Here is a 23,245-nt window from a genome sequence, read left to right as displayed (position 1 = left end):
TAGAAGAGTACGGATTATATCAATTCCTATTTCATTGAGGTAGATAAGGAAGATTTTAACCGCAGATGGAGGAGGATAAACGCAGATGAACGCAGATGAATTTGTACTTTATTAGATGTTATACCAATTTTGTATAAAGATGCGCCAAATTTAGAAAGGAACGTTAGCGAAGCGTGGCGTTAGCCATACCACAGAGGCACAGAGAACACAGAGGAGGAAAAGACAAGGTTACAAAATTCAGCGCAGTCTCATAAAGAAATGGTATTACCAATTAAATGCAGGTAAATAATTCTTCTTCATTAATTGTGGCAATATCGGTTAAGATTTCTAGCCAAGCTGGAATGGCTAATTCGGTTTGTGAATCTCTTGCAGCAATATATCTTAGTAGTGCTTCTTTTTTGGAAAGGTTTTGCAAGCTGGGAATAATTTGATCTAAAATTCCATTGATTTCTATATTTACTTGCTGATTGCTTTCACTGACATATTGCACAAGGTGAAGACTAGCACTAGCCGTAATTTCATCTCGCAGTCGTAATACGAAAAGTTGATGATTGACACTTCTTGATGGGTTTTGGTTTCTTTCTGGTGACCAATCAAAAATTTGCCCAACACTGTGTTTTTCGTCTTGTCTAGCTAGGGGAAAAATACTTTCTGGTTTGATGGTTTGATTATGGTTATTGATTTCGGCAATAATTGCTTCTTTCCATTGACGAGGATCAGATCCTAGTAACAGTTTATAAAATAAATCTGCTTCTTCAAGTCCAAATTTTGATTCAATTTCTTGTTCCATTTCTGGCTGAAGAATGGCTTGTAGTTTTTCTCGTTCTAAGGTGATTTGATGTGCCAATGAGCTTAATAAGTCTATCACGGCTTGACGAATGCGATCGCTCGCAAAGTTCTCCAGTTCTCTAACTGTTTTCTCAAAGGCTGGATAAAAGTCATCACTCTTAGTCGGTATGGAGGTATTAACCCGATTTCCTCTATCAAATAATTTCCCCGCTGCACCTTTAAATTCTGCTAAGGTAATTGTGCCATTTTGGATTTTATTAAATAATAATGTCCACTGACTCCAATTCAAAATTTTTAAAGTTAGTTCATCTTTAATGACATCAGTAACTACAATACCTCGGCGGTCTTTCAACTGTTCTTTACCTAAATCTTTTTGAAAGTTTCTGTAGGTTCTATCTAAACTTTCTATAGCTAATCTCAATTCTAGTAAAGCCGGAGTATCAACTGTTGGTATACCTTGTTCGTGAATTTCGGCAATAATTTCTTTGAGATATTCTTGTTGTTGACGAATACCATCAGCCGCCCGACGGGTATCTTCATATAATTGCTTTAGTCCGTGATTAGCAACATGAGTTTGAATTAGTTCTCTTAATTTACTAATACCACCATCTTGAGCAAAATAACCCAATTGTTTCCCTAATTGATTTCTCCCATCTGCTGCTAATAAAGATTCACTTAAATCTCTCCATTTCTGTTGTAATTTTTTCGGTCTTTCCAGATATTCTGGATAATCTAAATTAGCGAGAAATTCCTCAGAACCTGCTTTCACTTGACCAGAACGTTTGGCTAATTCAGCTAATCCTAACAGGGGTGATAATAAAACAATTCTGTCTTTTTGACTGGTAAATGCTTCCGCTCCATCAATAATGGTTTTGAGAACTTTTAATTTTTGGAAAACTGTATTTGTTTGTAACGGTTGAGAATCAGATTGATTATTAATTAATAAATCTAGTTCTCTTTCTCCACCTTCACTTTCTAAAGGCAGTTGATCAAAACGTCCCACACCGACGAGAATTAAATCCTTGAGGTCTTGTCCTGGGCGTTGTTGCTGCATCATTGTGAAGATTTTATGGGCGCGATCGCTCCCCGGTGATTTACCATTCAGTAAGACTAGAATTGTCTGTACTTGTGCCAATTCTCGCAACGATAAAAATGTATCCCTAGCCCCAGAATTAGCAGCACCCAACCCCGGAAAATCCAACAACACAAATTCTTCTGCACCCGTAACATCCCAAATTTCCCGTGATATTTTCACTTCAATATCAACGCGACGAATTAAGAGAAAACTGGTTTGTAATAATTGCGTTCCTAATCGTTGTGGCGCATTTGGTAAGCGAACATTCGCCGCTGGTAAATCCTCAAACTTGAGAGATTGAATCGCCATTGGCATTTCTGCCAGTTGTAAACCCTCACGAGCAGTAATGCCATCAATTTGGTAAAAGCGACCGCATAAAGCCTCACCATAAGCCTGATAAGCCCGCAAAAATAACACTAACTCCCGCACCAAATAACGCAACTCTAAATTATTTGAGCTTTTCCAAACTTCCTCACACCAAATACTGATATCCTTACCGGTTTTAATTTTAGCTACCTGTAAAGGTGTCACCCCAGCGGACGTAGCGCGACGGTTTGCTTCTTTGAGAATGAAGTGTAAGCACTCATTTACCCCTTCATGGGATAAATATTCCACCGTATAATTATTTACTTGAGTAGTTGCAAAATCATCCTGGGTTTTAATATGAATAGCTGTGACATTACCTGTTGTCGGATTTTCACTCACAGGTAAAGCATCTGCATAACCAATCAGACTGCCTAGCAGCAAACTTTTTCCGCTGCTAAACTCCCCCATTACGCCAATTTTCACTGGTGAGTTGGCTAGTTCAACAGTTTTCTGTGCCGCCTCTCGCAGCCGCAACAGACAATCATCAAGGCTAGTGGGAACCCAATCTTCCTCTTGGGAAGGGCGTTGGGGAACTGAGTCAATTTTGCGGAGGATAAATTCACCGTACTCTTTCAATCGCGCCAGCTTGTCTGGTTCCATAGAGTAGTCTTTCGTTTGAGTTCATTTTCACAACTGGGTTATAACACAAAACCCAGAAACCACCACCACTGATACAACAAAAACAGACAAGACTGTTCGGTTAAGGCAATGGTTTACGAATAATCTTTAACAAAAAACATACATGACTTGTTAAAGCAGAAGATAATGTTATTTAGAGAACTCCACAAAAAAGATAATCCAATGTTGTGGGATGGGCATCTTGCCCGTCCTTGTATTATTAGCGGGCAAGATGCCCGCACCACAAGAAATTTTGAGATATTTTTTTAATTGGAGAACTCTTAATTTTGTTCAATTTGTCAATTATTGACCACCAGAAAAAAACAAAGGTAAAATAAATGCTGAGATAATTCCCCCTAAGACAATTACCTCAATAATTTGCAATAATAAACCACCCTTCATAAACTGATTAATTTCTTCCCGAAGATTATGGGAAAAATTACCCAACCAAACACAGAGACGACTATACCAGTTAGTAGGACTATCTTCTGGACGGAATTTCCAGGATAATATTGATAATAATAATGGCGCACCACCAACTTTAGCCGACATCAAAACATGAATTGCTAAACAAAAAATTATGATTACCCAAGCTATGAGATGAGCATAATACCAAACATGATCAAGTTCTCCTAGTGGTAGCCATTCTTCCTTCATCATTCTCCCAGATACCACCACTAAAACAGCAGCAAGCAACATTTTAGTATTCACTAAACGTTGCAGACTTACCCACCAAATTGGTTTACCAAATTGAGTTAGATTTTGGATAGAGTCTGGTTGTAACAGTCGTCTTTTTCCAGCATGAAAACTATAAACAGCAAAAAATGGCAGTAAAATCAAGAAAAATACTGCTAATGTCCCATGAATATCCTGTATAGGATTGATTTTGGGAATTGCGATATATCCAAATCTTTTGTCAAAAGTATTGTAAACTAAGAATCCGCTAATAATTGCACCAATTCCTAAAATCCCGCTTATACCATGCAGGATTCGGAATATTAATGGTTGATAGGGGGCTGAACGATTCATAAGTTGATATAGTAAGTTTCCACAAAAGCTAATTTTAGCTGAGTATATTAAAACATAGGATTTATATTACAGCAAATTGCAGATTAATTAGGTACAGGATCTAAATTTAAAGCCGAACAGTAGGTTGGGTTGAATGAAGTGAAACCCAACATTCGCAGTAATATAGTAAGAGTTTGTTGGGTTTCCTTGCGTCAACCCAACCTACAATAAATGTTGTTTTACTGAATCCTGAATTCTGCTATATTCCCTCTGCAAACTCAAATAACATGAATATCAAAAGTCCTCTCCGTTATCCTGGTGGAAAATCAAGAGCAATTAAAAGCATCGCTGAATGTCTTCCAGAAAAGTTTTCTGAATTCAGAGAACCTTTTGTTGGTGGTGGTTCAGTTTTCATTTATCTCAAACAACGATTTCCCAATTTAAAGATTTCCATTAACGATTTAAACCCAGAATTATTTTTATTTTGGCATTTGGCAAAATCTGATTTACCAAAATTAGTTTCCGCAGTTCGTCAAGTTAAAGAAAATTCTCAAGATGGAAAATTACTTTTTGCCGAATTAGCTCATGTAAATGTTAACACCTTATCAGAGTTAGAAAGAGCGGTCCGGTTTTTTGTTCTGAATAGAATTACATTTTCTGGAACTATAGAATCCGGTGGATTTTCTTTAGAATCTTTTCATAAAAGATTTACCAATTCATCAATAGATAGACTAGAAAAATTAGAAAATATACTAACACAAGATATCAAAGTTACTAACTTAGATTATAGCCATCTGATTAATGAACCAGGAAAAGAAGTATTCATATTTTTAGATCCTCCTTATGTTAAAGCCGAAAAATCTAAATTATATGGAAAAAAAGGAGATTTACATACAGGATTTGATCATCAAAGATTTGCTTCAAATTTAAAACAATGTCCCCATAACTGGTTAATTACCTATGACGATTGCCCAGAAATCAGAGAAAACTTTAAATGGGCAAATATCATTACATGGGAATTACAATATGGCATGAATAACTATAAACAAAAAAAAGCCGAAAAAGGCAAAGAACTATTTATTAGTAATTATCAGATCCCCGACTTCTTAAAGAAGTCGGGGATCTAAACCTCTAAATCTGGTAAAATCACATTCAACATCATAAAAAAGCCGAACAATGGATTTTACTATTTGGTCTAACTTACTCAAACAATTATTGGAACGGCAATCATTATCCCGGACTCAAGCCGCAGAATTGATGCAAGGATGGATAAATGAAACGATTCCCCCAGAACTGTCAGGGGCAATTTTAATGGCCTTGAACTTTAAAGGAATTTGTGCTGAAGAATTAACAGGAATGGCAGAAGTATTAAAATCCCTGTCTTCTATATCCATGAACAAGGGCGGGGAAACACCGTCCCAACGGTTAATTGATACTTGTGGTACAGGTGGTGATGGGGCATCAACCTTTAATATTTCCACCGCTGTCGCCTTTGTAGTGGCTGCTGCTGGTGTACCTGTGGCTAAACATGGTAGTCGTTCTGCTTCCAGTCTCACGGGAAGCGCGGATGTTTTAGAAGCCTTGGGAGTAAATTTGACTGCTGCCAGTGAAAAAGTCCAAGCAGCAGTGCAAGAGGTAGGAATTACATTTTTATTTGCCCCTGGGTGGCATCCAGCCCTGAAAGCCGTTGCCCCATTACGGCGAAATCTCAAAGTGCGGACTGTGTTTAATTTACTAGGACCTTTAGTAAATCCCCTGAATCCTACTGGTCAGGTAATTGGTGTTTTTGATCCTCAACTGATAGAAACCGTTGCTGAAGCCTTAAATCTCTTGGGAACACAAACAGCGGTGGTTCTCCATGGACGAGAAAAATTAGATGAAGCTGGTTTGGGCGATATTACCGATTTGGCGATTTTAAAAGATGGTAAAGTATTCCTAACTACTGTTGATCCCCAGGAAATTGGTGTGATTCCTGCTCCCATTACCGCTGTTAAGGGTGGTGACGCACAAGAAAATGCGGTGATTCTTAAAAAAGTTTTGCAAGGGAAAGGCACACAAGCGCAACAAGATATAGTGGCGTTAAATGCTTCCCTGGCATTGCAAGTAGCAGGTGTAGTTCCCTGGCTAAATCATGCCCAAGGGGTGACTGTAGCTAAAGAAATTTTACAAAGCGGTAGCCCTTGGACAAAGCTGGAACATTTAGTGGATTTTCTGAAGGATTAGCTTCTGAGTGGCCTTGGGGACGAAATTCTACGACATTACGTTTGATAGTTACATCGTAATTACCGAAAAAGTCATGTCCTAAAAGTCCTGTTTCTAATTCTGTACCAGCGATCGCTACTGGGACCTTATTTACGATCATGCCCCCGGCTTCCATAGAATCAAGATAGCCAATGGGGAATTCTACCGCTTTGGCACTGGCAGTATTCGCTTTAGCTTTGCCGACAGTAACTACACCCAAAGCCGCTGCTATCTTCTGGGTAATCACAGTCCCACTCGCCCCCGTATCTACAATCATCTCAAACTGCTGTGTCCCATTGAAAGTAACTTCAATAATTGGTGTACCACCAACTCGCCGTTTAATTGGGGCAATAAATACCTCGTGGTTGCGAGGGAGGGTGGGTAGTGGCGAGAAACTAGGCTTAGATTTAGATAAGGATGGTTTTAGAGCTTTATCAGAGGGACGAGCCGAAATTATCCCATTACCCGGTAGTTGAGGAACCTCAATGACCACTGATTGCGGCTGAGTTACAGAAGATGCTAAATTTTTGGGGTAAGCCTTCCGGCGAGCTAAGGCAACTTGACGGCGGTATTCAAGGATTTGACGTTGAGCAAAGGCAAAATTGCCACTATTGCGCCTAACTTGCTTCATCAGAGCGATCGCATCTTGCCACTGATTCACCACCAACTTCCAATCATCCACAGATACAGCGGATTGGCTGATACTTTTAGCACCAGCAGCTTTATCTAGTGCCATTTCCAAAGAACTTAATTGGGTGGAAGCAGATGCTCGTGGCGTTGAATTTGGACTAGCTAACAGTTGTTTACGTTGACTGGAAGAACGGATAGCTGCCAAACTCCCATTTGATAAAGATTGTTTAGACTCACCAGCTATCTTTGTCTGCTGATCTTGATTACAAGCAACAGTCAAAACCGCTAAACTAACGGAACAAAAAATGAGGGCTGTCCGGGACAAAAAATACTGAAGCATAGTGAATGTTTTAACCGCCCTGGCTGCTCTTCCCAAGTGTACTCCTCCCACCCAATTAAAAATGCTTGACTATTGAATCATTTTAAAATTAAAGTTTTGATTGGGAATTTCTGGTAATTTTATATACATATACATGATTTTTTTGTAAAGGATTGTATAGTAATGACAGGAAGGTTTTGAGTTTTCGATCAATATGTAGAATATATTGTCTATTTGGCATTATCCAGATATTATCCGTGAGGAGTTATATTCTCTAGAAAGGTATTTAAGGTTGTCATTTATATACAAGTAGAGGTATTAACCATGTCTAGCGCAGTGTTAATTGATTTTGAGCAAATTTATCAAGTTCGGGGTAAGAAGGTTGCTTCTACTTCAAAATTTGATGAAATTGCTTCACGTTTAAAGAAAGCATCTAGAGAGATCAAGACTGAATGGAACAATTTATCTTCTGAACAACGTGATTACTTAACAGATTTTGCCTACTCTTTTATTGAACCAACGCAGGGAGCTACAGGGTTTTTGGATATCCTCAAATCAAAAATTTATTTGCTTTTTTTGAATCTTAGCTCCCAAAGAGAATCTTTTGATGCTTGTATTGATGCTATTGATTTCTTGGTTGATACAATTCTTGATTGTATTGAGCAAGATGATCCCGGCTATCAGGCTGTTTTATCTGATACTTTAGAGGAATTGCGTTTAAATTACGAACGGATTCCAGAAGTAAAGCCGGAGGATAGTAGTGCCTGGTTGCGAAATATATTCGATAAGGCCATTGCAGAAGTTTGAGATTAGTCTTGTTAAACTTGTTAAAACTCACTACAAAAAAAATAAAAGAGCTAGAGATTCATTTGAGACTTTGATACAAAAGTATATAGAGACTCTTGCAAAAGATCCGCTTTTTGATGAATCAGATAGCGAGAATTTTCCTAAAGGTGCTTACAAACCAGATTTTGAATTTAGAAAAATTCGGTTTTTGATGCCAGAACTTCAAGGTGCTTCTCGTAGAGGCCGATTTATGTATGTTGTTCATCAAAATTCTTGTTCTGTCTATCCTGTATGGGTTTATACCCATGAAGAATACCCTAAAAGACCTAGCGACCAGGACTTGAAAGAGCAACTGACAATTATAGAAATGAATATTGTAGATATAGACTCTCCACCTTCATAAACCATGAGAAGATATACCTTTGCTGTCTTCTAAAAAAATAAGTTATAGAAGATATAAAACCCTCTTTTCTCTCCAATTACTAATTACAAATGATCTATGTCCTTATCTGACGCAGTACCTGCTCTACTTGTCCTAGCAGATGGCTCTACTTATCGTGGTTGGTCTTTCGGCGCTACAGGAACTGCCATTGGCGAAATCGTGTTCAACACTGGTATGACCGGATATCAAGAAGTGTTAACCGATCCTAGTTACTGTGGACAAATCGTCATTTTTACCTATCCCGAAATAGGAAACACTGGTATTAATTCCGAAGATGAAGAATCAAATCAACCCCATATTAAAGGAGCGATCGCTCGCAATATATGTCATAAACCTAGTAACTGGCGTTCCACCCAATCCCTACCCAACTACCTGCAACAGCACCACATTCCCGGTATTTACGGCATAGATACCCGCGCCCTCACCCGGAAAATTCGGATGTTTGGAGCCATGAATGGCGGCATTTCCACCGCAATTCTCGACGAAACAGAATTGTTAGAAATGGTACAAGCAGCACCCAACATGACAGGCTTAAACCTAGTCAAAGAAGTCACCACACCAACCGTTTACGAATGGATGGAAGCCACAACCACCCCTTGGGAATTCAACCCCGAAGCCGTAGCTAAAATTAGCGAAACCTTCACCGTCGTCGCCCTAGACTTTGGAGTCAAGCGGAATATCTTACGCCGTCTCGCCAGTTATGGATGTCGCGTCATAGTTGTTCCTGCCGATACACAACCAGAAGAAATTCTCAAATACAATCCAGATGGTATTTTCCTCTCCAACGGACCAGGAGACCCCGCCGCCGTCACAGAAGGTATCAACACCACCAGAGCCTTGCTAGAGAGCCAAAAACCCATATTTGGCATTTGCATGGGACACCAAATTTTAGGTCATGCCCTGGGAGCAGAAACCTTTAAACTAAAATTTGGACATCGCGGTTTAAATCAACCTGCCGGCTTACAAGAAAGAGTGGAAATTACCAGCCAAAACCACAGTTTTGCCTTGAACCCAGACTCCTTACCCACAGCCACAGTTGAAATCAGCCATTTGAACCTCAATGATCTGACCGTAGCTGGAGTCCGTCACAAGACCCTACCTGTGTTTTCTGTCCAGTACCACCCAGAAGCCAGTCCTGGACCCCATGATGCCGATTACTTATTTGAGCAGTTTGTACTAAAAATGCAAGCAGCACGGCAATAAATTTTAGATTTGGGATTGCCGATTTTAGAAGAGCATCCGGTAAGCGTAAAGCGAGCGTGTCTTTAGACCTGAGATACAAGCGACACTTCGACAAGCTCAATGACCGCTCGTGCGGTTTTAACCGCATAGAGTCTTTTTTTCATGAAGATTGGTTGAGGTGCGCGAAGTTTTGTTATCTTTGCTCTCAATGGTGTTATACTGTTCACAACAGGAATGGTAATCAACCTGTATAAAAACCTAACTGCCTAACCGCAATCTGTACCTTGACTCTTGTTGATATGGGGTTCTATTCCATAGTTCTAGTGACTGCCCTCCGAATAGGTAAAATCTTCATGGGAGCTAGACGACACAGAATTTAAACTCAATCAAAATTTGCAGTAATGCAACTACCTTCGGGCAGGGGGAAAGTTAACGCTTGGGGAGAGAACCACCTCTGGCTTAGATACCGCAAGGGTTCTAAGTTAAGTGGACTCGTTGAACCAAGAATCTCAGTGGCTTTAGCCAGTGAGAGTGTCAAATTCACAAACTTGGATTCATGCCAGCAGAGGTAAAGCATAAACCCATAAACCCCAAAAAATCTAAAATCTAAAATCTAAAATTCCCAGGTCATGATGGACATTGGTAACTAGTAAAAAATTTTGCCAGTTCCCAACATAGACAAATTGCTCAAAAACCATCTATACTAGAACGTTTACTTTTAGTAAAAAGAACGAGGAGAAAATCATAGCTGAACCATTAAATCTAACCGTGAGCCTGAGAGGTACACGCGAAGTCCGCGATAGCTGTCAGCTATTACGCCTCACAGGTTTATTAGACGCTTTCTCTGAGCCGACATTCACTAAAGTAATTGGCAGTAAAATCGAGGAAGGTCCAAAAAACATCATTTTAGACCTCTCACGTATTGACTTTGTGGATAGCTCTGGCTTAGGTGCGCTTGTAAGACTAGCCAAACTGGCTAAACCTGAATCTCAAAGTGAAGGCAGTTTCCAAATTGTCACTAATGCTCGTGTCACCCAAACGGTTAAGCTTGTTCGTTTAGAAAAGTTTCTCTCCCTACAAGTTTCAGTTGAGGCAGCCCTAGAAAACATCCCAGCAGATTGATTGCTTGAATGGAAAATCTAAATTAAGCTATCCGATGTCAAATCTGGATAGCTTAATTTTTGGATTACAGTAGAAGTTAGGAGTCTCTTTCCGTATGGCTTTTATCTCAGATTCTGGATCTCATTCAACTACACACCCCCATCTCAAAGAAGAACCCCCATTTAATGTATTATGTTGAGAGTTAAATATAATTTAAGTTGTTTTAGATAATGACGGCAAAAATTGTCTCCCGATGTAGTGCTTTCTTAAGGAATGATTAATCTGTGAAGTCCAAGGAGGAAACAGGCGAACACGAAGAAGATGAAACCGCTACACAGCATTCATCAGAGATTTACCCGTGGTTGGTAAATGCGACGCAACTACCCCAGCAAATATCCCCAGCCCAAATAAAACAGATATCTCCTTCAGCATTAGCCTACTTGGGGGACGCAATTTACGAATTATATGTTAGAATGTTTTATCTGTGGCCACAACAACGATTGGAAAATTACCATCGTTCCGTAGTGGATCAGGTAAGAGCAGAAACACAAGCGCTACATTTGCGAATGTTAACTCCTTACTTGAGGAGTAACGAATTAGAAATTGTTCGCAGAGGTCGTAACTCTGCTACGAGTCGTCATAAACGACTAAATCCCGAAATTTATCAACAGGCAACTAGTTTAGAAACCTTAGTTGGCTACCTATATCTTACTGATTACCCCCGTTTAACCGAGCTATTACAAAAACTTCCCCTAGAGAAATAGTGAGAAGCTACATCTGGCGATTGTTACTGATTTGTAATGGTTCATTAAATTGATGTCATCGGGCTGTTCACTCATTTAAATCAAACCTCAATACTGTTATGACAAGTCAACCAAAGAAAAATCATGCCGGCGGACAACCAAAACGTGGTCAGCCAGTGAAAATCAAGGGCAAACGCGTTGTGCCTCAACCTAGCCGTAATCAAGGCAAAAGTGATGGTAAACCCCTTTCCGTTAAACCCCGGACATCTCGCTATGCTTCTGAACCATCTCCAGAAGTTAGAGGAGACAGAGAAGGTAAATCCTATTCTGCAAAACCCCGCTCTCGCTACGGTTCTGAACCATCCCCAGAGGTTAGGGTAGACAGAGAAGGTAAATCCTATTCTGCTAAACCTCGCTCTCGCTACGGTTCTGAACCATCCCCAGAAGTTAGAGGAGACAGAGAAGGTAAATCCTATTCCGCAAAACCCCGCTCTCGCTATGGTTCTGAACCATCCTCAGAAGGTAGAGGAGACAGAGAAGGTAAATCATTCTCAGTTAAACCTCGGACATCTCGCTACGGTTCTGAACCATCCCCAGAAGGTAGAGGAGACAGAGAAGGTAAATCATTCTCAGTTAAACCTCGCTCTCGCTACGGTTCTGAACCATCCCCAGAAGTGAGAGGAGACAGAGAAGGTAAATCATTCTCAGTTAAACCCCGCTCTCGCTACGGTTCTGAACCATCCCCAGAAGGTAGAGGAGACAGAGAAGGTAAATCATTCTCAGTTAAACCTCGGACATCTCGCTATGGTTCTGAACCATCCTCAGAAATCACCTTAGCAAATGAAGGTAAATCCTTCACCAGTAGATATCGTCCTTCTTATCAGTCTTCCCAGGAACTTCCAGAAATTACATCCACAGAAGAGACTGATTTAATCTATGGTCGTCATCCAGTTTTGACGGCGTTGGAAAATGAACGCAGTATTAACCGTCTTTGGATTACTACTCGTCTTCGTTATGATCCCAGATTCCATCATTTGATTTTGCAAGCCAAGGATAATGGCGCAGTGATTGATGAAGTTGAACCAATGCGGTTAGACCAAATTACTGGTCGCGCTAACCACCAAGGAATAGCGGCTCAAATTGCTCCTTATGCCTATATTGAATTAGAAGACCTGATTGCTAAGTCCAAATCTATTACTGATCCTGTCATTGTAGTTGCTGATGGTATTACTGATCCCCATAACTTAGGGGCGATTATTCGCACGGCGGAAGCTATTGGCGCTCATGGTTTGGTGATTCCCCAAAGAAGAGCAGCGGGAATTACTTCTACTGTCGTAAAAGTGGCAGCAGGTGCATTAGAAACCTTTCCTGTATCTAGAGTTGTCAATCTGGGTCGCGCTTTAGAACAGTTAAAAGAACAAGGCTTTTGGATTTATGGAACTGCGGTTACAGGTAGCGAACCATTACAAAGTGTTAAGTTTAGCGGACCGGTGGTTTTAGTTGTGGGTGGTGAAGGCGAAGGTCTGGGGATGTTGACACAACGTTCCTGTGATGTTTTGGTGTCTATTCCCTTACAAGGTAAGACTCCTAGCCTCAATGCGTCGGTGGCAACTGGTATGGCACTTTACGAAATTTATCGTCAAAAATCGCAGAATACACTGTATCTTGATAAACTACAGACAATTGCTTTGAAAAAACAATAGTACAAAAGCTGATCTCGTGGATATTTGTCTGCGAAGTCAGCAACTGTAAAAGACAATAAATTTAATCTATTTGCACACGCCCAGTTATCACGTTTATAAATCGGCGAAAACTATGACAACGATTTGGCATAACTTCCAAGAGAGGTTAATTAGCACATTCAATGGACTCGGTCTTGCTTGGTGGGTAGAAGTTGTTACACAAAATCCCAGTTGTACATACTACTTCGGTCCATTTTTCAGTTCTGCGGCAGCTACTAAAGCCAGCAATGGCTATGTAGAGGATTTGGAAATTGAAGGGGCGCAGGGAATTATAGTGAATATCAAACGCTGTAAGCCTACTGTTTTAACAATTGCTGAAGATTTGGGGGAATGGATTGACCGTAAAGTAAAGCCTGTCTTTAGCGGTCAAAATTAGTCTAATTACCAATTCCAGAGGCTGTTATCGTTCCCAGGCTAATCCTGGGAACGAGTTATGCCTAATTTAAACTTTCATGATTTGGTGGTTATTGGCTAACCAATTGTCAATGTCTCCTAATAACTGTTGGGGTATTTCCCAAGGAAAAAGATGGGCTGTGTTGGGGTAACATTGCCATTGGGAGTTGTTAATGTGTCGGGCTGTTTCTAAACTGGCATCAGCGGTAATGTGGCGATCTTGTTCACCAGCAAGCACTAGGCTGGGACATTGAATTTGCCAAAGGTCTGGGGTGCGATTATAACCTGCTCTAATGGCACTGTAGAGGGCATTTGTAGCGGCTGATGAGGTTTGTAAGTAGGCTGGTAGGGCATCCCTAGCTATGTAATTGTAAGCTGTGGATGTGTGTTGTTGAATCAAGTAGCGAAAGAGCGATCGCTTGCCAAAAGTATTAATATTCCATTGCCAACTGGGTTTTATATAGTTTAATATACCTGCAATTCCTGTATAAATATTGTCTTGCCAAGAAATTCGGGGATGATTGCCCCAAGGTCTAGCGGCTGTGGCTACTAAAATTAAGCCTGTGATGCGTTGGGGTAGACGCATGGCTAGTTCCATCGCTAAAATGCCTCCTAGCGACCATCCCAATACTAAGCATTTTTCTATTTTTAACCGATCTAATAGGGCTTCTATATCGTCTAAATGGTCTTGCATTGCAAATTTACCCTGAAACCGACTTTTGCCGTATCCGCGTAAATCTGGGGCAATGGTTTGGTAGCGTTGTGATAAATGATTGGTGAAGATGGCAAGGCTACGTCCCGAACCAGGATGACCATGTAATGTAAACCAAGTATGGGAAATCCTTGACCTTGGGTGTAGAAGTTAAGTGGTACGGTTCTAGGTGTGTGATTTCCCATAAATGTCCATATAAGTTATGTTTCGCGCAATCTCTCTTAGAGATCCCGCAGGGTAGGCGCAAAGAAGCAAAGGCGCAAAGGTTAACTCTTTATTGGGCGTAGACCCTGCGCCCCTACGTTATTTATTTTTCGATGTAACCGCCAGCGTAAGTAATTACACACATAGTTGCATAGGTGATGTGATTGCCGTAAGCAACGCCAGTTGTATGAAAAGCTGGGTTAAAAATGTTTTTGCGATGGCCACGGGAGGGGACTCCATCATCAATTATCAATTGCATGATGATATCTGGGGCTGTTTTCTGACCATAGCTGATGTTTTCGCCGGCGGTGCTTTGCCATTGACCATAACGATTTAAACGGGTAAAGGGATCACTGCTGTCACTACCATTATGACCGATACCACCTTTTACGCCTTGGTCTTTGACGTGATCTTTTGCGGCTAAAGACATTCCTGTGGAGGGATGTAAGACAATGATGGGAGTGGTAGATTTAAGGAAAGCGATCGCCTCATCAACAGCTACAACTCCTTCTTTGGTTTGTAAATAGGAATTTGCCGCGATTTTGATTTTTGTGCCTTCAAATTTCTGTTTCCAGCTTTCTAGAAGTGGTATATAAGCGGCAGGATTTGTCCGCACCAGGTTCATTTCGGCAATTACTTTCTGTTCTAAATCGGAGAGAATGGTCAAATTTGCCTGAGTCATTGATTACCTACAGGTGGAAGATAGACGCTATGGGTTAATCATAAATCTTCCGTGTAAATCTTGAGAATCAAAAATCTATTTTTCTATATAACCACCAGCATAAGTAATTACACAGATAGTTCTGTACTGTTTATGAGAACCATAAGCCACACCAGTTACCCGAAAAGATGGATTAAAAATATTTTTCCGATGTCCACGAGAAGGTACACCATCATCAATTATTAGTTGCATGACAATATCTTGGGCTGTATTTGGTCCATAACTGATATTTTCCCCAGCAGTGTTTTGCCATTTACCATAACGATTGATGCGAGTGCTAGGGTTACTACCATCACTACCATTATGACCTGTTGCGCCCTTTGGTCTTTGGTCTTTAACATGATCTCGCGCACCTAAAGACATTCCTTTCGAGCTACGTAATGCACCAACGGGACGGACGGATTTTAAAAAAGTTATAGCTTCATCCACAGGTTTTACACCTTCTTGGGTAATTAAATAGGTATTACTAGAAATCTTGACGCGATTCCCCTGAAACCGTTTTTTATAATTTTCTATAATAGGTATATATGAACGGGGATTTGTTCTAACTTTGTTAGTTTCCGCAATTACTTGTTTTTCTAGGGTGGACAGATAATTTGTTTGTGCTAATGAAGTTTGATTATTTTTATTAGCAATCAGTGGCAGAGTAGATTCTGGATGTTTGAGTAATTGATCAGAAAAAGTTGTTGCCAGCGTAATAGGTAATAATACCAAAAATCCCAGGTAACGCATTCATAACCTCGTTTTTTGTTTAATGTAGTGATCTTTTTGGATAACTACTTATTACCTGTTGTAATCTTATTTGCTATTAAATGTAAAGTATGATCGGATTAATAATTTGATTTTTGAAATAGGTGAACACAATAAAACCAATCTGTGTAAAGAAAAGTAAAATCGCCCAAACCCTCTTCACTCTTGCCTCTTGCCTTGCCATAGGTTACTGAGCGAAGTCGAAGTAACGACAATTTTTAACGCCCACCTACTTAATTCATTCTGACTCCTGACTCGGTGACTCCTGCTTCAAAAGAGGAATTGAGAAGCGAAAAGTTATCCTCATCACTCCTCATAAGACTACTCCTTACACTTACTGCAATTAGAACAGTTAATCAATACGTGCTACCTCTAGCTAAAGGTGCAGATTTATTGGCAACAACCATTAAATTGGTATAAATTATTGCCTAACATCAGATTTCAGCTAACGGAATTCAGGAGTCACCGAGTTAGAATACCCTTTCAGGGAAGCAAGGCCGGATGAATAACCGGCGTTTTTGCACCCCACCAAATCATAGATTTAGTGGTCTTTAATCAGTGGCAAGTCCCAATTCTCGACTGATTGCTTCTGACTCCTGACTCCTGACTTCTGACTTCTGACTCCTGACTCCTTCTTCATTGTTTACCTTGCAATATTTCTTCTACTTCTGTGAGTTTTACAGGTCCAGCAAAATTTGGACTGGTGATAATAAAAGATGGTGTACCACCTAATCCTAATTGTTGGGCTAATAATAGGTCTTTTTCGATGGATTTATTAGCTAATTTGCGATCATTGTCAAATTTTGTGAGGTTTAAATTGAGCTTTTTGGCAATATCTAAATATAAAGTCTCACCCAATTGTTTCTGATTGGTAAACAGGGCATCATGATATTCCCAAAACTTACCTTGTTTATATGCTGCTGTAGCTGCTGTAGCTGCGGGTAATGCTTGATCATGAATTTGATAAAGGGGAAAATGTTTATAAACTAAGGTGAATTTATTCGGATATTTTGCCAATAAATCTTTGAGTGTTTGATGTGCTTCGGCACAATAAGGACATTCAAAATCTGAAAATTCTATCAATACCGTTTTTGGTTTGGTTGCACCAATTGTGGGAGAATCACCAATTACGGATTGAGGATTTGCTTGAAAATTATTGATAAATTCTTGCCGTGATTTTTGGATATTCTGTTGCTGTTGCTGCTGATATGCTCCCACAGATTCAATAATTATTTCTGGGTGTTTGCGGATAATTTCTAGAACTTGTTTTTCTAGTTGGGGGTCTATTTTAGTCTCAGCTTGGACGGGAAGTGACCAGCTTAATATCAGACAGATCAAGCTAACAATTGCTAAATTGCGAAAATGAGTAAAAATTTTGAACATTTGTCAAAGATAGATAACTAGCAATGTAATTTTATCAAGTAGCGGAGAAAACAGCAGTTGTAAAAATTATCTCTATGTCTTTTATCATTATCAGTATTATTGGTTTAAACTTGGCTGAATAGGGAAGAGATAGAGGGGTAGGGAGCAGGGGGAAATAATTACCAACTGACAACTGACCACACTAAACCAAAAACTTGGATTAATACAAAAATAAATTATGAACAGTAAAATTTTGGCAACATCTGTATTTTTACTCAGTGTGAGCTTATCAGGTGCAGTTCAAGCTGCAAGTTATGAGGATATTAGGCAGTTATTGGCAAATAAAAAGTGTCCAAAATGCTTTCTTGGTAACGCTGGATTAGTCATGGCTGATTTAGCTGGGGCAAATTTAAACGGTGCTAATCTTGTGGGTGCTAATTTAAGTCGGGCAAATTTAGCCGGTGCGGATTTGCGGGGTGCAAATTTAAGCGGTGCAAGTTTATTTGGTGTGAATTTAAGTGAGGCTAAACTCAGTGGTGCAAATTTAACTGGTGCTGATTTAAGAGATACCTATTTAATGAATGCTGAATTGAAAGGTGCGAATATTACAGGTGCAAATTTTCAAGGTGCGGTAGGAATACCTTCGCAAATTGCTAAATCAGAAGATTTTTATGCTTGGGGTGTAGCAGCAGCAGAAAAGGGGAATCTTAAACCAGCTATTGATTATTTTAGCCAAGCGATCGCCCTTAAACCAGACTATGCCGGAGCATATTTAGCTCGTGGTGTCGCTAGTTACCAAAATTTAGACCGAAAAAACGCTTTGCAAGATGCTCAAAAAGCAATAGAACTATTTGAAAAAGAAAAGAATAGTGAAGGAACACAAACAGCCAAAGCATTTGTTTTAGAATTAAAAACAGCTTATTCAGAAACAATTAATACGGGTAAACCCAGCTTTATGGATTTTGCAGGGAGTTTAGGTTCAGTCTTGTTACAGTTTTTGCCCTTTTAATCCCCATTTTATCCAGAAAATTAGGTTTAAAAGCCTTTTCTAATTACTTAGAAACAAGTATTATTGCCAGTAGGGATACTTGATCACTACCAAGACAATCATACTACTGACAAGATGGATATTAAGGATTTTTATAAAGCTACTAACCCTGCACGGACACTCAAGGCTCAGAATGTAGAAGATCAAAAATGTTATATTGACTTTTCTGAAGTGCGTGGTGAGGATATCATCAGCACTCTTAAAGATAGTATTACAATTTGGAATCCAGATGAGCCTACCTGTAACCTATTTACTGGACATATAGGTTGCGGTAAATCCACAGAATTATTACGGTTGCAGGTAGAATTAGAAGCAGCAGATTTTTATGTTGTCTATTTTGAATCTAGCAAAGACCTAGAAATTACAGATGTAGATATTGCTGATGTATTTTTAGCTATTGCTAGTCGCATTAGTAAAAGTCTTGAGGAAATTGTTCTCGAAGAACCGAAAAAATTTCAGGAATTACTTCAAGGTGCATGGAATATTTTAAACTCTGAAGTTACAGGTGTTAAAGGTAAATTTGCTGGTCAAGATATTGGTTATACTGTTGACGGACAAAAATTATCTTTGTCATTGGGTATTGGGGAAATCACCACCAAAATGAAAAGTGATCCCACATTAAGAACCAAAATAAATCAATATTTAGCACCACAGAAAACAAACTTAATAAAAGCAATTAATCAAGAACTTTTAGAACCTGCCATTTCTAAACTCAAACAACAGGGTAAAAATGGTTTAGTTGTCATAGTTGATAACCTAGACCGCATAGAGAACACGGTTAAACCCTGGGGTCGCACACAACAAGAATATATATTTGTAGACCAAGGTGAATATCTAACTCAACTTAATTGTCATGTCATTTATACCATGCCTTTAGCTTTGAAATTTTCCAATGAATATGGCATACTAACTCAACGATTTCCAGAACGCCCAAAAATATTACCAATGGTTCCTGTTAACTATTCAGATGGTAGCATCCATCAACGGGGATTAGCGCTAATGCGACAGATGATTTTAGCTAGAGCATTTCCTAATTTAGCCCCAGAAGACCGCTTAAATAAAATTACCGACATTTTTGATACTCCAGCAACTTTAGACCGTTTGTGTCAGGTTAGCGGTGGTCATGTGCGCGATATTTTAAAGTTATTAAACCCCTGGATTATGAAAGATAAAAAATTTCCTCTCCAGGGTAACACTTTAGAGCAGATTATTCGTGACCAACGTAACGACTTCTCATTAAGACTTTCTGCTGAAGAATGGCAATTATTACGTCATGTCAAAGAAACTAAAGAAGTTAGTGATGATTTAGGATATCAGAAATTAATCCGCAGTAGATTTGTCTTTGAATATCGAGATCAAGGTGAATTATGGTTTGATATCAATCCGATTTTAGCAGAATCGGAAAAATTGTCTGAATGAGGATTTTGTCTGAATCAGGATTTCCAGGATTAAAGGATTTGCAGGATTAATATTTTGTCAGAATCAGGATTTCCAGGATTTGAGGATTAATAGGATTAAGATATATTATCATAGCCCCCTCCTCGCTTGCGGGGAGGGGGTTGGGGGTGGGGTTCTTATATCTCAATTAACCAATTACAAAGTCAGAAGTTAGGGATCTTTCTTATCACAAATTAACACTATGACCAACTCACAACAACTAGAAGATTTAGCATGGTCTTTAGAAGCTTCTGCGGGAGAATTTAAGCTGATTTTGGCTAAGTGCAATTATATCAATTTACAAAATCAACTTATTCAAGAATTGCAGCAAATATGTCAGATTGAAATTCAGATTTTACGGCTACAAACATCAGAAAGAACATTGTATAATGCTATTCAAGCAGAATTTGATCAGGAAATTGCAGCATTAATGATTGTCGGTTGGGAATCTTTACCGAATTTATCAAAGATGTTTAGTTCAGCTAATCAAGTCAGGGAAGAATTTAGAAATAATTGTCCATATCCGGTAGTGCTATGGATTAATGATGTAATATATCAACAAATCATGGAATCTGCACCTGATTTAGAAAGTTGGGGAATTACTATCAATTTTTCTCTTCCTTTCGATGAATTAATTAATTTACTCAAATCAATAATAGATAAAGTCTTAAATGATGATTTGAATGTAAATCTACAAGAACTTGAATTAGCATTACAAGACTTACAAAAAAATGGTCAAGATTTAGAACCAGAATTTGCAGCTAATTGTAATTTTCTAAAAGGATTTATTGCATATAACAAAAAACAATTAGATACAGCTATTAATTACTATCAACAAAGTTGGGATTTTTGGCAAACAACGGATAATTTAGAAATTCAAGGGAAAATACTTTATAATCTGACAATTTGCAATTATGAAAAATTAAGACCTAACCCCTCAACTCCCTTCCCCGCTAGGGAAGGGGGAGAAGTTGGGAATTATTTACAACGAACGTTAGAAAAGTTTAAAAATGCTCAACGTCTGGATTTAATTGCTAATTCTTTATCAAGATTTGGGTTAATTCTCCAAGATTTACAAGCATGGGAACAATTAAAAATATTATCTCAACAAGCTTTAGAAATACATCAAGCTGAAAATAATATCTTGAAAATAGCGGAAGATTATCTATTTTTAGCAATAGCTAATTTTGAACAATCAAATTTTCAAGAAGCAGCAAAAATTGCTAATCAAGGGATAGGGGTAATTCATGAATTACCCCTACTAAATTATTATCGTCAAAGTCTATTTTTAATTCTAGCACAAGCTCAAGAAAAATTACAACAATATGAACAAGCAATTAGTAATTTAAAATTTGCTAAAGATATTGGGGTTATCAATAATCACCCCAAGCTTTATGTTAAAATTCTCAATCTTTTACAAAAACTATTATTTCAAAAAACAGAATATCTGGAAGCTTTTAATACCAAATTACAATCTCGTTCTATTGAACAACAATTTGGTTTGCGGGCGTTTATTGGTGCAGGTTGGTTAAAACCAGCAAAAAATACATCTTTTGTGAATAAAGAAAATATTTCTCCAGAAATTGAAGCATCTGGACGGAAAATAGATGTAGATGAATTACTAGCAAGAATTGGTAGAACTGATAAAAAAATTATTGTCATTCATGGACAGTCAGGAGTTGGAAAAAGTTCTCTAGTTAATGCTGGGTTAATTCCTGCATTGGAAAATAAAGCCATAGGTTTTCAAGATAATTTACCTGTGACGATTAGAGTTTATAATAGTTGGTTTACAGAATTAGCAAAAGAACTATTAGATGTATTACCAGAAAACTTAAAATCAGAAGATTTAAAATTAGATACTCAGGAACAGTTTATTTTAAAATTGGTAGAAATTGAAAAATACCGAAGAACAGTATTAATCTTTGACCAATTTGAAGAATTTTTCTTTGTGTGTCCTGACGATAAAGCTAGAACAGAGTTTTTTCAGTTTTTAGGGAAATGTCTAAATCATAAAAATATTGGATCTTTGCGAGTAATTTTATCTTTGCGGGTAGATTATTTACATCTTTTATTAGAATGTGATGAAATCACCGACATGAATATTATTGGTGATGGTATTTTGAGTAAAAATGTGCTGTATAAATTAGGGAATTTAACCCCAGAAAATGCTAAAACTACGATTGAGAGTTTAACTAAAAAAACAACTTTTCGGTTAGAACCGGATTTAATTAATCGGCTGGTAGAAGATTTAGCGGGAGAAGTAGGTTCAGTTCGTCCCATTGAATTACAAATTGTGGGAGCGCAATTAGAAACAGAAAAAATTACCACATTAGCCGCATATCAGCAAATTGGTAACAAGCAAAAATTAGTTAAACGTTATTTAGGGGAAATAGTTAATGATTGCGGTAAGAAAAATCAAGAACTTGCGGAATTATTACTTTATTTTCTCACAGACGAACAAGGAACAAGACCGTTAAAGACTAAGGCAGAATTAGAAGAAAATTTACAATCATTATTAGAACGAGATAAAAATGAAACTGAGAATAACTTAGATTTAGTATTAGAAATATTTGTCAAATCTGGTTTAGTGGTGTTGTTACCAGAAACCACCGCAGACCGTTATCAATTAGTTCATGATTATTTAGCAGCTTTTATTCGTCAGCAACAAGAACCACTCAGCCAAAAACTAGAATGGGAAAAACAACAAAGAAAAATCGGTGAAGCTAAACTGAATCGCTTTCTCAAAATTGCCCTTGCAGGTTCAGTAGCCGCAGGAATAGCATTAACCTTGCTAACAGTCACAGCTTGGGATGCTGCAAAGAGGGCAGAAACGCAAAAACAACAAGCTGATATTAATGCAATTCAAGCCTTAACTAAATCTAGTGAAGCCCAGTTTGCCTTAAAAGACACCGGAAACGCCTTAATAGAAGGCTTGAAGGCTGGTGGAAAACTAAAACTGGCATCTTGGGCAAAATCTGATACTCAAGTACCAACGATAGCAGCATTAAGGCAAGCAGTATATTTGCAGCGTGATGAAAAGCCGGAAAATAGAGCCTTAGCAGTTAATACCCTGAAAGGTCATGAGGGTTATGTCAGGAGTGTGGGATTTAGCCCCGACGGCAAAAAACTGGCTTCTGGGAGTAAAGACAAGACGATCAAAATCTGGGACGTGACCACAGGGAAAGTCCTGAATACCCTCAAAGGTCATGAGAGTGAGGTCTGGAGTGTGAGATTTAGCCCCGACGGACAACAACTGGCTTCTGGGAGTAATGACAAGACGATCAAAATCTGGGACGTGACCACAGGGAAAGTCCTGAATACCCTGAAAGGTCATGAGAGTGAGGTCATTAGTGTGGGATTTAGCCCCGACGGCAAAAAACTGGCTTCTGGGAGGAATGACAAGACGATCAAAATCTGGAACGTGACCACAGGGAAACTCCTGAATACCCTCAAAGGTCATGAGAGTGAGGTCAGGAGTGTGGGATTTAGCCCCGACGGCAAAAAACTGGCTTCTGGGAGTAAAGACAAGACGATCAAAATCTGGGACGTGACCACAGGGAAAGTCCTGAATACCCT

The 23,245-nt window shown here is 38.8% G+C and carries 17 protein-coding genes and 2 pseudogenes; 12 read left to right on the top strand and 7 right to left on the bottom strand.

The features are described from left to right. Window positions 1-271: 271 nt before the first annotated feature. Both AN486_RS03370 and AN486_RS03365 read right to left on the bottom strand, forming a co-directional pair. Entirely contained in the window at window positions 272-2,830 is a 2,559-nt protein-coding gene (locus AN486_RS03370; RefSeq protein ID WP_053538849.1) for a dynamin family protein, read from the bottom strand. Window positions 2,831-3,151: 321 nt separating this feature from the next. Beyond that, the gene (locus AN486_RS03365) at window positions 3,152-3,877 is read right to left on the bottom strand and encodes a cytochrome b/b6 domain-containing protein (RefSeq protein WP_053538848.1); all 726 of its coding nucleotides are present in this window, start codon (window positions 3,875-3,877) and stop codon (window positions 3,152-3,154) included. Window positions 3,878-4,143: 266 nt separating this feature from the next. Here AN486_RS03365 and AN486_RS03360 point away from each other — a divergent pair, with 266 nt between their 5' ends. Together AN486_RS03360 and trpD are read left to right on the top strand one after the other, a co-directional pair. Further along, entirely contained in the window at window positions 4,144-4,983 is an 840-nt protein-coding gene (locus AN486_RS03360) for a DNA adenine methylase (protein ID WP_053538847.1), read from the top strand. 49 nt (window positions 4,984-5,032) lie between these two features. Continuing rightward, on the top strand, window positions 5,033-6,079 hold the full coding sequence (trpD, locus tag AN486_RS03355; protein WP_053538846.1) for an anthranilate phosphoribosyltransferase: 1,047 nt from the start codon (window positions 5,033-5,035) through the stop codon (window positions 6,077-6,079). Here the strand turns inward: trpD and AN486_RS03350 are convergent. After that, complete coding sequence (locus AN486_RS03350; protein ID WP_053538845.1) at window positions 6,009-7,067, bottom strand: retropepsin-like aspartic protease; 1,059 nt, start codon at window positions 7,065-7,067, stop codon at window positions 6,009-6,011. The two genes, trpD and AN486_RS03350, sit on opposite strands and share 71 nt — an antisense overlap. Window positions 7,068-7,370: 303 nt before the next feature. Between AN486_RS03350 and AN486_RS03345 the strand changes: the two genes are divergently transcribed. From AN486_RS03345 to AN486_RS03315, 7 genes and pseudogenes are all read left to right on the top strand, one after another. Beyond that, on the top strand, window positions 7,371-7,853 hold the full coding sequence (locus tag AN486_RS03345; protein WP_053538844.1) for a hypothetical protein: 483 nt from the start codon (window positions 7,371-7,373) through the stop codon (window positions 7,851-7,853). Continuing rightward, window positions 7,840-8,235: a hypothetical protein gene (locus tag AN486_RS03340; RefSeq protein WP_199308551.1), complete on the top strand. Its 396-nt coding sequence runs from the start codon at window positions 7,840-7,842 to the stop codon at window positions 8,233-8,235. The genes AN486_RS03345 and AN486_RS03340 overlap by 14 nt, the downstream gene beginning before the upstream one ends. A 96-nt stretch (window positions 8,236-8,331) precedes the next feature. Continuing rightward, on the top strand, window positions 8,332-9,477 hold the full coding sequence (carA, locus tag AN486_RS03335; RefSeq protein WP_053538842.1) for a glutamine-hydrolyzing carbamoyl-phosphate synthase small subunit: 1,146 nt from the start codon (window positions 8,332-8,334) through the stop codon (window positions 9,475-9,477). Between the two features lie 747 nt (window positions 9,478-10,224). Then, window positions 10,225-10,578, top strand: a complete 354-nt coding sequence (locus tag AN486_RS03330; RefSeq protein ID WP_053538841.1) for an STAS domain-containing protein — start codon at window positions 10,225-10,227, stop codon at window positions 10,576-10,578. 263 nt (window positions 10,579-10,841) lie between these two features. Beyond that, window positions 10,842-11,321: a ribonuclease III domain-containing protein gene (locus tag AN486_RS03325; protein WP_053538840.1), complete on the top strand. Its 480-nt coding sequence runs from the start codon at window positions 10,842-10,844 to the stop codon at window positions 11,319-11,321. A gap of 896 nt (window positions 11,322-12,217) precedes the next feature. Beyond that, window positions 12,218-13,003, top strand: a pseudogene (gene rlmB / locus AN486_RS03320) (23S rRNA (guanosine(2251)-2'-O)-methyltransferase RlmB); the annotation flags it as partial. A 112-nt stretch (window positions 13,004-13,115) separates the two neighbouring features. Further along, window positions 13,116-13,418, top strand: coding sequence for a DUF1816 domain-containing protein (locus AN486_RS03315; RefSeq protein ID WP_027401408.1), 303 nt, complete (start codon window positions 13,116-13,118; stop codon window positions 13,416-13,418). A gap of 66 nt (window positions 13,419-13,484) precedes the next feature. On the opposite strand, the pseudogene AN486_RS03310 reads toward AN486_RS03315, so the two are convergent. The 4 genes and pseudogenes from AN486_RS03310 to AN486_RS03295 form a co-directional block, all read right to left on the bottom strand. Beyond that, window positions 13,485-14,332 (bottom strand): annotated as a pseudogene (locus tag AN486_RS03310) (alpha/beta fold hydrolase). Window positions 14,333-14,454: 122 nt separating this feature from the next. Further along, window positions 14,455-15,033 carry a CAP domain-containing protein gene (locus tag AN486_RS03305; RefSeq protein WP_053538838.1) on the bottom strand — a complete coding sequence of 193 codons (579 nt, stop codon included), beginning with the start codon at window positions 15,031-15,033 and terminating at the stop codon, window positions 14,455-14,457. Window positions 15,034-15,108: 75 nt separating this feature from the next. Further along, window positions 15,109-15,804 (bottom strand): CAP domain-containing protein, encoded by a 696-nt coding sequence (locus AN486_RS03300; protein WP_053538837.1) that lies wholly within the window; start codon window positions 15,802-15,804, stop codon window positions 15,109-15,111. Window positions 15,805-16,458: 654 nt separating this feature from the next. Beyond that, entirely contained in the window at window positions 16,459-17,205 is a 747-nt protein-coding gene (locus tag AN486_RS03295) for a DsbA family protein (RefSeq protein WP_168636147.1), read from the bottom strand. Between the two features lie 217 nt (window positions 17,206-17,422). Here AN486_RS03295 and AN486_RS03290 point away from each other — a divergent pair, with 217 nt between their 5' ends. The 3 genes from AN486_RS03290 to AN486_RS03280 all read left to right on the top strand — a co-directional run. Then, on the top strand, window positions 17,423-18,193 hold the full coding sequence (locus AN486_RS03290; protein ID WP_290599266.1) for a pentapeptide repeat-containing protein: 771 nt from the start codon (window positions 17,423-17,425) through the stop codon (window positions 18,191-18,193). A 114-nt stretch (window positions 18,194-18,307) separates the two neighbouring features. Continuing rightward, complete coding sequence (locus AN486_RS03285) at window positions 18,308-19,651, top strand: ATP-binding protein (RefSeq protein WP_290599264.1); 1,344 nt, start codon at window positions 18,308-18,310, stop codon at window positions 19,649-19,651. Between the two features lie 220 nt (window positions 19,652-19,871). Continuing rightward, window positions 19,872-23,245: ribosome assembly protein 4 (locus AN486_RS03280; RefSeq protein WP_290599262.1), on the top strand; the 3,374-nt coding region annotated here is incomplete at its 3' end.

This window comes from Anabaena sp. AL93 (assembly GCF_001672085.1).
GTDB classification, from domain to species: Bacteria; Cyanobacteriota; Cyanobacteriia; order Cyanobacteriales; family Nostocaceae; genus Dolichospermum; species Dolichospermum heterosporum.
This window is presented reverse-complemented; position numbering and strand designations above follow the sequence as displayed.